We start from the raw sequence: 15476 nt of genomic DNA, 5'->3' as shown, positions 1-15476 counted from the left end.
ACCCAGGGTGGCGAGGTGTTCCTCGACGGCCTTGTCGACCCGCGCCGCCGCCGCGTCGTCCCCGACGTGCGCGAGAAGCAGGGCCACCGACATGACGGCCGCGGTGGGATCGGCGATGCCCTTGCCCGCGATGTCGGGCGCGCTGCCGTGCACCGGCTCGAACATCGACGGGTTGGTCCGCGTCGCATCGATGTTGCCGCTGGCGGCCAGGCCGATGCCACCGGAGACCGCCGCGGCCAGGTCGGTGATGATGTCGCCGAACAGGTTGTCGGTGACGATGACGTCGAAGCGGCCCGGGTCGGTGACCATGTGGATGGTCGCTGCGTCGATGTGCTGATAGGCGACCTCGACGTCGGGGAACTCCGTGCCGACCTCGGCCACGATGCGCGACCACAGCTTGCCCGCGAACGTCAGCACGTTGGTCTTGTGCACCAGGGTCAGGTGCTTGCGACGCGCCGATGCCCTCGTGAACGCGTCGCGCACCACCCGTTCCACGCCGAACGCGGTATTCAGGCTTACCTCGGTGGCCACCTCGTGCGGCGTGCCCACGCGGATCGCGCCGCCGTTACCCGTGTATGGACCCTCGGTGCCTTCGCGCACGACGACGAAGTCGATGTCCACGTCGCCCAGTGGGCTGGTCACCCCCGGGTGCAGTTTCGACGGCCGCAGGTTGACGTGGTGGTCGAGCTCGAACCGCATCCGCAGCAGCAGTCCCCGCTCGAGGACACCGCTGGGCACCGACGGATCGCCGATGGCGCCCAACAGGATTGCGTCGTGAGTGCGGAGTTCGTCGACCAGTCCGTCGGGCATGACCTCACCGGTGGCGTGGTAACGCCGGGCGCCCACGTCGTAGGTGGTCTTCTCGACGCCGGGCTTGACGACGTCGAGCACCTTGAGTGCCTCGTCGATCACCTCGGGTCCGATGCCGTCGCCGGCGATGACGGCGAGTTTCATGACAGGTCCACGAGTTCAAGAGTCGTCGCGCCGACGTCGGTGCCGAGTGCCGCGAGCACGTCGCCCGGCACCTGACGGTCGAGCCTCAGCATGATCGTCGCCCCCTCGCCGTCGGCGTCCTGACTGAGCTGGGCGGCGAGGATGTTGACCCCGGCGCTGCCGAGCCGCGTTCCGATCGTGCCGAGCGCCCCTGGCTGATCGCTGTAGTTGATGATCAGGTTCACGCCCTCGGCGCGCAGATCCAGGTTGCGCCCGTTGATCTGAACCAGCTTCTGCACCTGCTGCGGCCCCGACAGCGTGCCGGACACGTTGACCGTCGACCCGTCGGCGGAAACGGCGCGCACGTCGACGACGCTGCGGTGATTGGGACTCTCCGGTGCCGTGCCGATGGTGGCCTCCACCCCGCGTTCGGCCGCCAGCGAAGGCGCGTTCACGAAGGTCACCTGATCCTCGATGACGGCGGAGAACAATCCGCGCAACGCCGAAAGTCGAAGTATGTCAACCTCTTCGGAGGCCAGCTCGCCCCGAACCTGAACGGAGAGACTCGTCGGCAGCTCGGCCGACAGCGCACCGACCAACAGCCCCAGCTTGCGCACCAGATCCAGCCACGGCGCGACCTCCTCGCCGACCACGCCACCGCCGACGTTGACGGCATCGGGGACGAACTCGCCGGCCAGCGCGAGCTTCACGCTGGCCGCGACGTCGGTGCCCGCGCGATCCTGCGCCTCGGCCGTCGACGCCCCGAGGTGCGGGGTGACGACGACCTGAGGCAGCTCGAACAACGGGCTGTCCGTGCACGGTTCGGTGGAGAACACGTCGAGTGCGGCGCCGCGCACGTGCCCGTTGGTCACCGCATCCGCGAGCGCCTGCTCGTCGATCAGACCACCGCGCGCGGCGTTGACGATGATCACGCCCGGCTTGGTCTTCGCCAGCGCCTCCTTGCCGATCAGACCCGCGGTCTCCTTGGTCTTGGGCAGGTGCATGGAGATGAAGTCGGCGCGGCCCAGCAGCTCGTCGAGAGTCAGCAGTTCGATGCCGAGCTGCGCGGCACGGGCCTGGGAGACGTAGGGGTCGTAGGCCGTGATGTGGGCGCCGAAGGCGGCTAGCCGCTGAGCGACGAGCTGACCGATGCGACCGAGGCCGACGACGCCGACCGTCTTGCCGAAGATCTCGGTACCGGAGAACTTCGACCGCTTCCACGTGTGCTCGCGCAGCGTCGCGTCGGCGGCAGGAATCTGGCGGGCCGCGGCGAGCAGCAGTGCCATGGCGTGCTCGGCGGCGCTGTGGATGTTCGACGACGGCGCGTTGACCACCAGCACCCCGCGTGCGGTTGCGGCGTCGACGTCGACGTTGTCCAGACCGACACCGGCACGGGCGACGATCTTCAGCTTGGGGGCCGCGGCGATGACCTCGGCGTCCACCGTCGTCGCCGAGCGCACCAGCAGGGCGTCGGCTTCCGGGACCGCGGCCAGCAGTTTCTCCCGGTCGGGGCCGTCGACCCAGCGCACCTCGACCTGGTCTCCCAGGGCAGCAACTGTCGACTCGGCGAGTTTGTCGGCGATCAAAACAACGGGCAGGCTCACGCGAACAGAGTAGTGGGGGCTGTAATGGAGTGGTCATGGCGGGCAGGAGCGAAGTGACCCGGGAAGATGGAAACGTGGACGTCACCGTCGTCGGTAGTGGGCCCAACGGCCTGAGCGCCGCCGTGATCTGCGCAAGGGCCGGGCTGTCGGTGCGCGTCGTCGAGGCGCAGCCGACCGCGGGCGGTGGGGCGCGGACCTTGCCGGACCCCGAGTTCCCCGGGGTCAGTCACGACATCTGTTCGGCGGTGCACCCGCTGGCGCTGGCGTCGCCGTTCTTCGCCCAGTTCGACCTTCGGGCACGCGGCGTCCAACTGGCCGTCCCCGAGATCGCCTACGGCAATCCCCTGCCGGGCAGGCTCGCCGCGATCGGCTACACCGACCTCGGCCGCACGTGCGACGAGCTCGACGACGGCGCGTCCTGGCGGCGGCTGCTCGGCCCGCTCACCGCGAACTGCGACGGCGTGGTGGGCCTGATGCTCGGCGACAAGCGGTCGGTTCCGCCGTCGATCCCGGCTGCGCTGCGCGTCGGTCCGCGGCTCCTCGAACAGGGCACCCCGCTCTGGCGCAGCTTGGCCGGCGAGGACGCTCGCGCACTGTTCAGTGGCGTTGCCGCGCACACGATTTCGCAGATGCCATCGCTGGTGTCCTCCGGTGCCGGGTTGATGCTGGCCACCCTGGCGCACGCCGTGGGGTGGCCGATACCGGTCGGCGGGTCGCAGGCGATTCCCGACGCCCTGCTCGCCGACCTCCGGACTCACGGCGGCGAGCTGGTCCTCGGCGAGGAGATCACCCGGCCACCCGACGGCGTCGTGCTTTACGACACGGCGCCGACCGCGCTGCTGCGGATCTACGGAGACGACCTGCCGCCGCGGTACGCGAAGGCGTTGCGCCGCTATCGATTTGGACCAGGCGTGGCGAAGGTCGACTTCGTGTTGTCCGGCGAGATCCCCTGGCGTGATGCGCGACTGGCGCAAGCGCCGACGCTGCATCTCGGCGGGACCCGCTCACAGATGGCGCTCGCCGAAAGGGAGATCGCCCACGGTCGCCTCGCCGACTGGCCGATGATCCTCGCCGCCCTCCCCCACCTCGCCGACCCAGGCCGCATCGACGCTCAGGGGCGACGGCCGCTGTGGACCTACGCCCACGTGCCCGCGGGCTCCACCGTTGACATGGCCGAGACCGTGACGGAGGTCTTCGAACGCTTCGCACCGGGGTTCCGCGACGTCGTGGTGGCCGCCCGCAGCGTGCCCGCTTCACGACTGGCCGACCACAACGCCAACCTCGTCGGCGGTGACATCGGCGTCGGCGGCAACAACATGTTCAGCGCACTCACCGGTCCGACCCTTCGCCTCAACCCGTGGTCGACGCCGATACCGAAGGCCTACCTCTGCTCGTCGGCCGCGCCGCCGGGTGGCGGTGTGCACGGCATGGCCGGCTACTACGCGGCCCGCACGATGCTGCGCCGCGAGTTCGGCATGACGAAGCTGCCCGACCTCGCTCCGTGATTGGCTTACACCATGACGAAACTCGCAGTGATCTACTACTCCGCCACCGGGCACGGCACCACCATGGCGCAGCGCATCGCAAACGCTGCCGAGGGAGCGGGCGCCGAGGTGCGGGTGCGGCACGTCGCCGAGACCCACGATCCCGAATCGTTCGCGCGGAATCCGGCGTGGACGGCGAACTACGAAGCCACCAAGGATCTGCCTGCGGCCACGGGCGACGACATCGTCTGGGCGGACGCCGTCGTCTTCGGCTCCCCCACCCGATTCGGTTCGGTCGCATCACAACTCCGCACGTTCATCGACTCGCTCGGCGGACTGTGGTCCGAGGGCAAGCTGGCCGACAAGGTGTACGCCGCCTTCACGTCGTCGCAGTCGCTGCACGGCGGGCAAGAGACGACACTGCTCACGCTGTACGTCACGCTCATGCACTTCGGCGGGATCATCGTGCCGCCCGGCTACACCGACCAGGTGAAGTTCGCCGACGGAAACCCCTACGGCGTCGGGCTGATCGCCGACCGCGACAACGTGGAATCACTCGACGACACCACGGACGCAGCGCTCGATCACCTAGCCACTCGCGTGGTGAGCATCGCCGAGCGCCTCACCCGATGACGATTTCGGCGTGCTGAGTTGCGGTGACCGCAATGTGACCGCAACCCAGCACGCCGAAGTCGCGGGAAGTTAAGCCGTTTCGGTGATCGGCCGGTCGACCCAGCTCATCAGGTCGCGCAGCTTCTTGCCGGTGACCTCGATCGGGTGCTCGGCGTTCTCCTTGCGCAGCTTCTCGAGCCGCTTGTTGCCACCCTCGACGTTGGCGACGAGCTCCTTGACGAAGGTGCCGTCCTGGATGTCCTTGAGGATGCCGCGCATGCGCTCCTTGGTGTCGGCGTCGATGACGCGCGGGCCGGACAGGTAGCCACCGAACTCCGCGGTGTCGGACACCGAGTAGTTCATCCGCGCAATGCCGCCCTCGTACATCAGGTCCACGATCAGCTTGAGCTCGTGCAGCACCTCGAAGTAGGCCATCTCGGGGGCGTAGCCCGCCTCCACCATGACCTCGAAGCCGACCTTCACCAATTCCTCGGTGCCGCCGCACAACACGGCCTGCTCACCGAAGAGGTCGGTTTCGGTCTCCTCCTTGAACGTCGTCTTGATCACACCCGCGCGGGCGCCGCCGATGGCCTTGGCGTAGGACAGCGCCAGCGCCTGGCCCTCGCCGGTGGGGTCCTGGTCGACCGCGATCAGGCAGGGCACGCCCTTGCCGTCGACGAACTGACGGCGCACCAGGTGGCCGGGGCCCTTGGGGGCGACCATGCCGACGGTGATGTCGTCGGCGGGCTCGATCAGGTCGAAGTGGATGTTCAGGCCGTGGCCGAAGAACAGCGCATTGCCCGCCACCAGGTTCGGCTCGATGTCGCCTGCGAAGATCTCCGCCTGCGCGGTGTCGGGCGCCAGCAGCATGATCACGTCGGCCCACTTGGCGACCTCGGCCGGTGTGTCGACCTCGAGACCCTGCTCGGTGACCTTCTCGCGGGACTTGGAGCCCTCCTTGAGACCGACCTTCACCTGAACGCCCGAATCACGCAGCGATAGCGAATGCGCATGTCCCTGGCTGCCGTATCCGATGACACCGACCTTGAGTCCCTGAATGATCGACAGGTCTGCATCGTCGTCGTAGAACATCTCAACTGCCACTGTGAACTTCCCTTTCTCTACTTCGTTGCGAGGGGTTGACTACTTGACGCCGGAGATGCCGCGCGGACCGCGGGCAAGCGTCACCATGCCGGACTGTGCGATCTCTCGAATGCCGTAGGGCTCGAGCAGTGCCAGAAGCGCCTCGAGCTTGCCCGGTGTTCCAGTGGCCTCCACCACCAGCGACTCGGCCGACACGTCGACGACCTTGGCGCGGAACAGATTCACCGCTTCGATGATCTGTCCGCGGTTCGCCGCATCGGCGCGGACCTTGATCAGCGCCAGTTCGCGAGAGACCGAGTTGTCCTCGTCCTGCTCGACGATCTTGATCACGTTGATGAGCTTGTTGAGCTGCTTGGTGATCTGTTCGAGCGGGAAGTCCTCCACCGAGACGACGATCGTCATCCGGGACAGGTTCTTCTGTTCGGTGGCGCCGACGGCCAGTGACTTGATGTTGAAGCCACGCCGGGAGAACAGCGATGACACGCGTGCAAGCACGCCGGGCTTGTCCTCTACGAGCACCGACAGGGTGTGGGTGGTGATGGTCATCAGGCGTGCCCCTCGTTGCCCTGGTCGTCGAACAGCGGCCGAATTCCCCTTGCCGCCTGGATCTCGTCATTGCTCATGCCCGCGGCCACCATCGGCCACACCTGGGCGTCGGCGCCGACGATGAAGTCGATCACCACCGGACGGTCGTTGATCGCCCGGGCCTGGTTGATGACGTCCTCGACGTCTTCGGCGCGCTCGCAACGCAATCCGACGCAGCCGAGCGCCTCGGCCAGCTTGACGAAGTCGGGGATGCGGCGATCATGCGTCGACAGGCCAGTCTGCGAGTAGCGGCCCTCGTAGAAGAGCGTCTGCCACTGGCGCACCATGCCCAGATTGCCGTTGTTGATGACGGCGACCTTGATCGGCGCACCCTCGACGGCACAGGTGGCCAGTTCCTGGTTCGTCATCTGGAAGCAGCCGTCGCCGTCGATGGCCCACACCTCGGCCTCGGGACGGGCGAACTTCGCACCCATCGCGGCAGGCACGGCGTAACCCATCGTGCCGAGACCACCGGAGTTCAACCACGTCTTCGGGTTCTCGTACTTGATGAACTGCGCGGCCCACATCTGGTGCTGCCCAACGCCCGCCACGTACACCGCGTCCGGGCCGGCGATCCTGCCCAGGGACTCGATGACGAACTCGGGGCTCAGGCTGCCGTCGCTCTGTGGCCCGTAACTCAACGGGAAGGTCGACTGGATGTTGCGCAGGTACTTCCACCAGTCGTCGATGTCGAGCGTCGACGACGACGTTGCGTCGCGGCGCAGCGCCTCCAGCAGATCGGTGATGACGTTCTTCACGTCGCCCACGATCGGCACGTCGGCGTTGCGGTTCTTGCCGATCTCGGCCGGGTCGATGTCGGCGTGAATCACCTTGGCCTCCGGCGCGAACGAGTCCAACTTGCCGGTCACCCGGTCATCAAAACGCGTGCCGAGCGCGATCAGCAGGTCGCTCTTCTGCAGGGCGCCCACCGCCGCGACGGTGCCGTGCATGCCCGGCATGCCGAGGTTCTGGGGGTGGCTGTCGGGGAAGGCGCCGCGAGCCATCAGCGTGGTGACGACGGGGATCCCGGTCAGCTCGGCCAAATCCATCAACTCGTCGGTCGCCTCGCCGCGGATGACACCGCCGCCGACGTACAGCACCGGTTTGCGCGCGGCCGCGATGAGCTTGGCGGCCTCGCGAACCTGCCTGCTGTGCGGTCTGGTGTTCGGCTTGTAGCCGGGCAGGTCGATCTTCGGCGGCCAACTGAAGGTGCACTGCGCCTGCAGGACGTCCTTCGGGATGTCGACGAGCACCGCACCCGGCCGTCCGCTGCGCGCGATGTTGAACGCCTCGGCCATCACCTGCGCGATCGCATCGCCGCTGCGGACCAGGAAGTTGTGCTTCGTGATCGGCATGGTGATACCGGAGATGTCGGCCTCCTGGAAGGCGTCGGTGCCGATGAGGGCCCGGCCGACCTGTCCGGTAATGGCGACGACGGGGATCGAGTCCATCTGGGCGTCGGCCAACGGAGTCACGAGGTTCGTGGCTCCAGGGCCGGACGTGGCCATCATCACGCCGACCTTGCCGGTGGCGTGGGCGTATCCGCTGGCCGCGTGACCGGCGCCCTGTTCGTGACGCACCAGCACGTGACGCAGCTTCTGCGAGTCGAACAGCGGGTCGTAGACCGGCAGCACGGCGCCGCCGGGAATGCCGAAGATGATCTCGACGTCGAGCTCCTCGAGCGACCGGATGACGGCCTGGGCGCCCGTCATTTGTTGCGGGGCAACCCGTTTCGGCTGCGGAGCGGGCGTTGTTGCGATGGCGGGCGTGCCATTGGCGCGCATGCCCGTCTCGGGTGGTCGCGTGGTCGGTGCGCTCACGGTGTCCTCTGCGTCCTCGTTGGTTGTTGGCGGTGTCTGGTGGTGGATGTTCTCGGGCAACAAAAAACCCCCGTCAGCGGATGCTGCACGAGGGTTGCGCGTCGGTGCTCGTAGGCTCTGACTAATTACTAGTCGGGTTACGCACCAGCGCGCGAACCAATTACTACGAGAATTTCGACGGTCTGCATAACATGCGACGGTAGCCTCCGCACTGCTCAAAGGTCAAATTTCGTGCCACCGCCGGGTATGCGGGCAGCACGACGAAGTGGGCCGGTGGGAAGATGACGGGGTGAGTTCACCATCCGCCTCGGCATCGTCGGCCCCCGTCGTCATCAAGATTTCGCCGATGGCCCACTTTGCGGTCGGCTTCCTCACGCTGGGGTTGCTCGCCTTGGTGCTCGCCAATCCGACCTGGTTCACGGCGCTGTTGATCATCCCGATCGCGGCCTCGGTGGCGGTGGTCCGCTACCGCACCATCGCCGACCGGGAAACGGTCACGGCGCGCACGATGATCGGCAGCCGAACGGTCGCCTGGGAGCAGGTCGACGGGTTGCGCTTCGACGGAGGTTCCTGGGCGTCGGCGCATCTGAAGGACGGCTCGGACCTGCGACTGCCCGCGGTGACCTTCGCAACTCTCCCGAAGCTCACGGCCGCCACCGACGGCCGCGTACCCAACCCCTACGCGTAGGGGCTCAAGCGAGCGGATTGGCGCCGTTCAGCAGCACCCACACAGCGACACCGACGCCGATGCCGAGAACCAGCGCGACGGCGGATCCGACGAACGGGCGCCTGGCCCATCCGCGGCCGGCGTCGAATCCGTACTTCCCCGGGCCGGTGAGCACGAGGGCGGCGGCCAGCACCAGGAGCATGACCAGGTACTCGTGCCCGTCCGGAAGGAAGAACGAGAAGTAGCCGCTGTCGGGCTGTGCCGCGACGGCCGCCAACAGGGAGTTGATCAGATATGCGACCGCGGCGGCCGCGGCAACCGGGGTGAAGAGTCCAAGCACCAGGAGCACGCCCGCGCCGATCTGACCGCCGACACCGACGTAGGTCAGGATGTTCGCGTGCTGGTATCCCATGTCCGCGAGTGACTGCTGGAATCCGTTGAGGCCCTGACCACCCCACAGGCCGAACGCCTTCTGCAGGCCGTGCGCGATCAACAGGGCGCCGAGTCCGACGCGAAGCAGCAACAGGCCGAGATCTTGCGTCCCTCTGCGGCCCGCGGCATCGGTCATGCCGACGCCGTCTGGTTCGATCTCGGTCGGCTCTGCGGAGTGCGACTGGTGTCTGCTCGTGGGCTGGACGTATGGGAGCGGCTCCGGTTCGCCGAGCAGTCCATACCCGGAGTGCTCCTGGCTGGGCGTGCCCGAGTCGTACCGCGGGATGGCGGTGGTCTCGAAGTCGCCCGCATACGGAGTCGAGGGGACGTCGTCCTCCGGGTCGACCAGGCGTGCCGACGCAGGGCGTTCGGCGAGGTCTTCCGGTCTCTGCCATGCTCGCGGATCGTGAGAAGTACTGGTCACGTTTCCAGCGTAAGTGCTGATTACCTGCGAATCGTGGATTGGCGCGGTCCTTTCACCCTGAGATTCGCCACGCCGCGAACGCGCGGCGCACCGACCGACGTGGCGCGCACCGCCCAGCGATCCGTAATCTGGCGGGCATGAGTGTGCACCGGCCGTCGCGGAGTGTGCTGGTGCTGCTGTGCGCCGCGTTGCTGGTCGGGTCGGGCTGCGCCCGTTTCGACGACACCCAGTCACAGCCGTTCACCACTCAACCGGAGATGGCTCCGCCGCCGAGCGAGGAACCACCGCCGCCCCCTCCCCTACCTGCACAGCCCTTTCCGAAGGTCTGCGACGCGAAGGGCGTGATGCAGGGCTGCCTGGAGAGCACCAGCGGACTCATCATGGGTCCCGACAGCAAGTCGGCCCTGGTGGCCGAGCGCACCACGGGCGCCGTCAAGGAGATCGCGACCAACGCAGAACCCAAGGTCAAGCTGGTGATTCCGGTCGATCCGTCCGGCGACGGCGGACTGATGGACATCGTGTTGTCTCCGACGTATTCGCAGGACCGCCTGATGTACGCCTACATCAGCACGCCGACCGACAACCGCGTCGTCAGGATCGCCGACGGCGACGTTCCCAAACCGATCCTGACGGGCATCCCGAAGGGTGCGACGGGCAACATGGGGGCGCTGATCTTCACCAGCCCCACCACGCTGGAGGTGCTCACCGGCGACGCGGGCAACCCCGGCCAGGCGTCCGACCCGGGTTCGCTCGCAGGCAAGCTGATCCGCATCGAACAGCCCACGACCGTGAACCAGGCGCCGCCGACGACCGCGCTCAGCGGCATCGGCGCCGCCGGTGGGCTGTGCATCGACGCCGCCGACGGTTCCCAATTCGTCACCGATCGGACACCGACCGGTGACCGACTGCAGCGCATCACCAAGGACTCGGTGGTCTCGACCGTCTGGACCTGGCCGGACAAGCTGGGGATCGCCGGCTGCGTGGTGACCGACGGCACCGTTCTGGTGAACATGGTCAACACCAAGCAGACCGTCGCGGTCCGCTTGGCGCCCGATACCGGCGCCGTCACGGGCGACCCGGAGGTCATCCGGCAGGACCAGCACGGTCACGCCTGGGCCTTGGAACTCTCGCCGGACGGCAACGTCTGGGGCGGCACGGTCAACAAGACCTCGGGCGACGCCGAGAAGGTGGACGACGTCGTCTTCCCGCTCTTCCCGCAGGGCGGCGGATTCCCGCGCACCAACGCCGAGAACACCTGAGCCGAGCGCCGGAGTCAGCCCTCGACGCCGCAGGCCGCCAAAACGAGTTCCCTGACCCGCGCGGCGTCGGCCTGGCCCTTGGTGGCCTTCATGACGGCACCCACCACGGCCCCGGCCGCCTGAACCTTGCCGCCCCGAATCTTCTCGGCGATGCCGGGGTTGGCGGCCAGCGCCTCGTCGACGGCGGCCTGGATCACCGAGTCGTCGCGGACGACCGCCAACCCACGGTCGGCCATCACCCGATCGGGCTCACCCTCGCCCGCCAGCACGCCCTCGATCACCTGGCGCGCGAGCTTGTTCGACAGCTTGCCGTCGTCGACCAACTTCACCACCGCAGCGACCTGTGCCGGCGTGATGGCCAGTGCGTCGATCTCGATGCCGAGCTCATTGGCCTTCTGCACCAGGAAGTTTCCCCACCAGGCGCGGGCGGCCTCGCTCGAGGCGCCGGCGACGACCGTGGCGGTGACCAGATCGATGACGTCGTTGTTGACCAGATCGCGCATCACCTCGTCGGAGATGCCCCACTCCTGTTGAATCCGATTGCGCTGCAACCACGGCAGCTCCGGAATCGTGCCCCGTAACTGCTCGACCAGTTCGGCACTGGGCGCGACCGGCTCCAGATCGGGTTCCGGGAAGTACCGGTAGTCCTCCGCGGTCTCCTTGCGACGACCCGCGCTGGTGTAGCCGTCCTCGTGGAAGTGCCTGGTTTCCTGAATGATCTCGCCACCGGCCTCCAGAACGGCTGCCTGGCGGCGCATTTCGTAGCGGACGGCGATCTCGACGCTCTTGAGCGAGTTGACGTTCTTCGTCTCGGTACGGGTGCCGAACTCCGCTGCGCCGACGAGCTTGAGCGAGACGTTGGCGTCGCAGCGCATCGAGCCCTGGTCCATCCGAACGTCGGATACGTTCAACCCGCGCAACAGATCCCGCAGCGCGGTGACGTAGGCGCGGGCGATCTCTGGAGCTCGCGCGCCCGCACCCTCGATGGGCTTGGTGACGATCTCGACGAGCGGCACACCGGCCCGGTTGAAGTCGAGCAGCGACGTCGTCGCGCCCGCGATGCGACCAGTGACGCTGCCGAGGTGCGTCAGCTTGCCGGTGTCCTCCTCCATGTGCGCGCGCTCGATCTCCACGCGCCACGTCGTGCCGTCATCGAGCGGGGCATCCAGATAGCCGTTGACGGCGATCGGCTCGTCGTACTGGCTGATCTGGTAGTTCTTCGGCTGATCTGGGTAGAAGTAGTTCTTGCGGGCGAAGCGGCCCCACGGCGCGATGTCGCAGTTCAACGCGAGCCCGATGCGGATCGCGGACTCGACCGCGGACTTGTTGACCACGGGCAGCGACCCAGGCAGCCCCAGGCATACCGGGCACACCTGGGTGTTGGGCTCGGCACCGAACTGGTTGGCGCAGCCACAGAACATCTTGGTCGCCGTCGAAAGTTCGACGTGGACCTCCATGCCCATCACGGGCTCGTAGCGAGCGATGACCTCGTCGTAGTCGAGCAGTTCGGCGGAGGCGACAGTCATGCCTCGATCTTAGTAGTGCCGTCTTCCCCGCGAGCAGACGCATAAGTTCCGGGACACGCCGCTTTGGGGGCACATTTGCGTCTGCTCGCGGGGGAGGTCGACGCGGGGGAACTCAGCCGAAGAACTCGGCGGCGTCGTCATAGCGGCTCTGTGGCACCAGCTTCAACTGCTTGACGGCCTCCGCCAGCGGAACGCGGCCAATCTCCTGGCCGCGCAGCGAGACCATCACCCCGTACTCGCCGGAGTGCGCGGCGTCGGCCGCGTTGACACCGAATCGGGTGGCCAGCACTCGGTCGTACGCGGTCGGGGTGCCGCCACGCTGGACGTGGCCGAGCACCGTAGTGCGCACTTCCTTCTTGATTCGCTTCTCGATCTCCACGCCCAGTTGATGGGCCACCCCAGTGAACTTCACGTGCCCGAACTCGTCGATTCCGCCGTCCCGCAACTGCATCGAGCCCTCGGCGGGCCTGGCCCCCTCGGCGACCACGCAGATGAAGTGCGAGTCACCGCGGACGAAACGCCGCTTGATCAGTCGGCAGACCTCTTCGACGTCGAAGGGCTGCTCGGGGATGAGGGTCATGTGTGCACCCGACGCCAGCCCGGCGTTGAGCGCGATCCACCCGGCGTGGCGACCCATCACCTCGACGAGCATCACCCGCTGATGGGACTCCGCGGTGCTGTGCAGCCGGTCGATGGCTTCGCTAGCGACCTGCAGCGCGGTGTCGTGGCCGAAGGTGACGTCGGTGCAGTCGATGTCGTTGTCGATGGTCTTCGGCACGCCGACGACCGGGACGTTCTCCTCCGACAGCCAATGCGCCGCCGTCAGCGTGCCCTCGCCACCGATCGGGATCAGCACGTCGATGCCGTTGTCTTCCATGGTCTGCTTGATCTGGTCCAGACCGGCGCGCAGTTTCTCCGGGTTGACCCGCGCGGTGCCGAGGATGGTGCCGCCCTTGCCGAGCAGCCGGTCGTTGCGGTCGTCGTTCGCGAGCTGGATGCGGCGGTCCTCGAGCAGACCGCGCCAACCGTCCAGGAACCCGACGACCGTGGACTTGTACCGAACGTCGCACGTCCGCACGACAGCCCGGATGACCGCATTCAGGCCGGGACAGTCGCCGCCTCCGGTGAGCACTCCAATCCGCATGCGCCTATCTTCCCCCGTCAGATCGCGGTCGGCAGCGGACCGCGCGCCGCTTCGTAGGCGGCACCGACGCGGTAGAGCCTGTCATCGGCCAACGCGGGGGCCATGATCTGCAGGCCAACGGGTAGTCCGTCGTCCTCGGACAGCCCCGACGGCACCGACATTCCGCAATGCCCGGCGAGGTTCAACGGCAGCGTGCAGAGGTCGAACAGGTACATCGCGAGCGGGTCGTCGACCTTCTCCCCCAGCGGGAACGCCGTCGTCGGGGTCGCGGGCGAGATCAGCACGTCGACGCTCTGATAGGCGCGCTCGAGGTCCCGAGCGATCAACGTCCGCACCTTCTGCGCCTGGTTGTAGTACGCGTCGTAATAGCCGGCCGACAGTGCATAGGTGCCAATCATGATGCGGCGCTTGACCTCTGGGCCGAACCCGGCGGCTCGCGTCATCGCCATCACCTCCTCGGCGCTGTGGGTGCCGTCGTCGCCGACCCGCAGCCCGTAGCGCATCGCGTCGAAGCGGGCGAGGTTGCTCGACACCTCCGACGGCAAGATCAGATAGTAGGCCGCCATCGAGTAGTCGAAGTTCGGGCAGTCGACCTCGGTGACCTCGGCCCCGAGCGCGGTGAGCTGATCGACGGCGGCGTTGAACGACGTCAACACTCCCCGCTGATAGCCCTCACCGCTGCGCAGCTGCTTGACGACGCCGACGCGGACGCCGGCGATATCGCCCACCGCACCCGCCTTGGCCGCCGCGACGACGTCGGGCACCTCGGCGTCCACCGAGGTCGAATCGCGCGGGTCGTGCCCGGCGATGACCTGGTGCAACAGGGCTGTGTCGAGCACGGTGCGCGCACACGGTCCGCCCTGGTCCAGCGACGACGCGCAGGCGACGAGGCCGTACCGCGACACCGTCCCGTACGTCGGCTTGACGCCGACGGTGGCGGTCAGCGCCGCAGGCTGGCGGATGGAGCCACCCGTGTCGGACCCCATCGCCAGCGGCGCCTGGAAGGCGGCGAGCGCCGCGGCGCTACCGCCGCCCGAACCGCCGGGAACGCGCTCGACGTTCCACGGATTGCGGGTCGGGCCGTAGGCGGAGTTCTCCGTCGAGCTGCCCATCGCGAACTCGTCCATGTTGGTCTTGCCCAGGATCGGGATGCCCGCCGCCCGCAGTCGCGCGGTCACCGTCGCGTCATACGGGGAACGCCAGCCCTCGAGGATCTTGGAGCCACAGGTCGTGGGCATGTCGACGGTGGTGAACACGTCCTTCAGCGCCAGCGGCACCCCCGCCAACGGCGACGGCAGAGCTTCCCCGGCGGCCACCGCGGCATCGATCCGGCCCGCCTCGGTCAGCGCCGCATCCGCCGCCACGTGCAGGAAGGCGTGGTACCGGTCGTCGGTGGCGGTGATCTGGTCGAGGTGCGCCTGGGTGACCTCGGTCGAGCTCACGTCCTTGGCCGCGATCTTGGCGCCGAGCGTCGCCGCGTCGAGACGAACGAGGTCGCTCATTCGGCCTCCCCCAAGATGCGCGGCACGGCGAACCGGCCGTCGACCGCATTGGGTGCGGCCGCCAGCGCCTGCTCCTGCGTCAGGCTCGGCGCGACGGCGTCGGGTCGCGTGACGTTGACGTCCTTGAGTGGGTTGTCGGTGGCCTCGACGCCGGTGACGTCGACGGCCTGGATCCGGCCGACGTGCCCCAGGATGGCGTCGAGCTGGCCGGCGAAGCTGTCCAGTTCGCCGTCGGTCAGGGTGAGCCGGGCCAGACGCGCCAGGTGGGCGACGTCGTCCCGCGAGATCTGCGACACGACCACGAAGCCTAGTCACCGCGATGGGACGCGCCGCGCCGGAGCCTGTCACTTCCCGAGTCGCTCCGCTCCTACCCTCCGTGA

Annotated in this window: 14 protein-coding genes; 4 read left to right on the top strand and 10 right to left on the bottom strand. The window is 67.8% G+C overall.

The window, feature by feature from the left end; all coding sequences use genetic code 11:
- On the bottom strand, positions 1-954 hold a 954-nt coding region (locus tag VET27_RS23565), incomplete at its 3' end, for a 3-isopropylmalate dehydrogenase (protein ID WP_526522038.1).
- Positions 951-2537: a phosphoglycerate dehydrogenase gene (serA, locus tag VET27_RS23560; protein WP_526522036.1), complete on the bottom strand. Its 1587-nt coding sequence runs from the start codon at positions 2535-2537 to the stop codon at positions 951-953. The genes serA and VET27_RS23565, both read right to left, overlap by 4 nt.
- Positions 2538-2611: 74 nt before the next feature.
- On the opposite strand from serA, the gene VET27_RS23555 reads away from it, so the two are divergent.
- Both VET27_RS23555 and wrbA read left to right on the top strand, forming a co-directional pair.
- Positions 2612-4042, top strand: a complete 1431-nt coding sequence (locus tag VET27_RS23555) for a phytoene desaturase family protein (protein WP_526522044.1) — start codon at positions 2612-2614, stop codon at positions 4040-4042.
- Between the two features lie 12 nt (positions 4043-4054).
- Positions 4055-4654, top strand: a complete 600-nt coding sequence (gene wrbA / locus VET27_RS23550; RefSeq protein ID WP_526522034.1) for an NAD(P)H:quinone oxidoreductase — start codon at positions 4055-4057, stop codon at positions 4652-4654.
- Between the two features lie 69 nt (positions 4655-4723).
- On the opposite strand, the gene ilvC is transcribed toward wrbA, so the two are convergent.
- Genes ilvC through VET27_RS23535 form a run of 3 tightly spaced genes read right to left on the bottom strand, consistent with a single transcriptional unit; the run spans position 4724 to position 8142 of the window.
- A complete protein-coding gene (gene ilvC, locus VET27_RS23545) occupies positions 4724-5737 on the bottom strand; it encodes a ketol-acid reductoisomerase (protein WP_526522032.1) in 1014 nt (337 codons plus the stop codon).
- A gap of 39 nt (positions 5738-5776) precedes the next feature.
- The gene (ilvN, locus tag VET27_RS23540; RefSeq protein ID WP_526522030.1) at positions 5777-6283 is read right to left on the bottom strand and encodes an acetolactate synthase small subunit; all 507 of its coding nucleotides are present in this window, start codon (positions 6281-6283) and stop codon (positions 5777-5779) included.
- On the bottom strand, positions 6283-8142 hold the full coding sequence (locus tag VET27_RS23535; RefSeq protein ID WP_526522028.1) for an acetolactate synthase large subunit: 1860 nt from the start codon (positions 8140-8142) through the stop codon (positions 6283-6285). Before VET27_RS23535 ends, ilvN begins: the two co-directional genes overlap by 1 nt.
- A 346-nt stretch (positions 8143-8488) precedes the next feature.
- Here VET27_RS23535 and VET27_RS23530 point away from each other — a divergent pair, with 346 nt between their 5' ends.
- The gene (locus VET27_RS23530; protein WP_526522042.1) at positions 8489-8830 is read left to right on the top strand and encodes a PH domain-containing protein; all 342 of its coding nucleotides are present in this window, start codon (positions 8489-8491) and stop codon (positions 8828-8830) included.
- Between the two features lie 4 nt (positions 8831-8834).
- Here the strand turns inward: VET27_RS23530 and VET27_RS23525 are convergent, their stop codons facing one another.
- Positions 8835-9665, bottom strand: a complete 831-nt coding sequence (locus VET27_RS23525) for a DoxX family protein (RefSeq protein WP_526522026.1) — start codon at positions 9663-9665, stop codon at positions 8835-8837.
- Between the two features lie 137 nt (positions 9666-9802).
- Between VET27_RS23525 and VET27_RS23520 the strand changes: the two genes are divergently transcribed.
- Entirely contained in the window at positions 9803-10924 is a 1122-nt protein-coding gene (locus VET27_RS23520) for a PQQ-dependent sugar dehydrogenase (protein WP_526522024.1), read from the top strand.
- Between the two features lie 14 nt (positions 10925-10938).
- Here the strand turns inward: VET27_RS23520 and gatB are convergent, their stop codons facing one another.
- The 4 genes from gatB to gatC all read right to left on the bottom strand — a co-directional run bounded on the left by gatB (position 10939) and on the right by gatC (position 15392).
- Complete coding sequence (gene gatB, locus VET27_RS23515; protein WP_526522022.1) at positions 10939-12450, bottom strand: Asp-tRNA(Asn)/Glu-tRNA(Gln) amidotransferase subunit GatB; 1512 nt, start codon at positions 12448-12450, stop codon at positions 10939-10941.
- Positions 12451-12562: 112 nt separating this feature from the next.
- Positions 12563-13594, bottom strand: a complete 1032-nt coding sequence (locus tag VET27_RS23510) for a 6-phosphofructokinase (RefSeq protein WP_526522020.1) — start codon at positions 13592-13594, stop codon at positions 12563-12565.
- Between the two features lie 17 nt (positions 13595-13611).
- A complete protein-coding gene (gene gatA, locus VET27_RS23505; RefSeq protein ID WP_526522018.1) occupies positions 13612-15096 on the bottom strand; it encodes an Asp-tRNA(Asn)/Glu-tRNA(Gln) amidotransferase subunit GatA in 1485 nt (494 codons plus the stop codon).
- Positions 15093-15392 carry an Asp-tRNA(Asn)/Glu-tRNA(Gln) amidotransferase subunit GatC gene (gene gatC / locus VET27_RS23500; protein ID WP_526522016.1) on the bottom strand — a complete coding sequence of 100 codons (300 nt, stop codon included), beginning with the start codon at positions 15390-15392 and terminating at the stop codon, positions 15093-15095. The genes gatA and gatC overlap by 4 nt, the downstream gene beginning before the upstream one ends.
- Positions 15393-15476: the final 84 nt, after the last annotated feature.

Source organism: Mycobacterium sp., from assembly GCF_035633495.1.
In the GTDB taxonomy this organism is placed as follows: Bacteria; Actinomycetota; Actinomycetes; order Mycobacteriales; family Mycobacteriaceae; genus Mycobacterium.
This window is presented reverse-complemented; position numbering and strand designations above follow the sequence as displayed.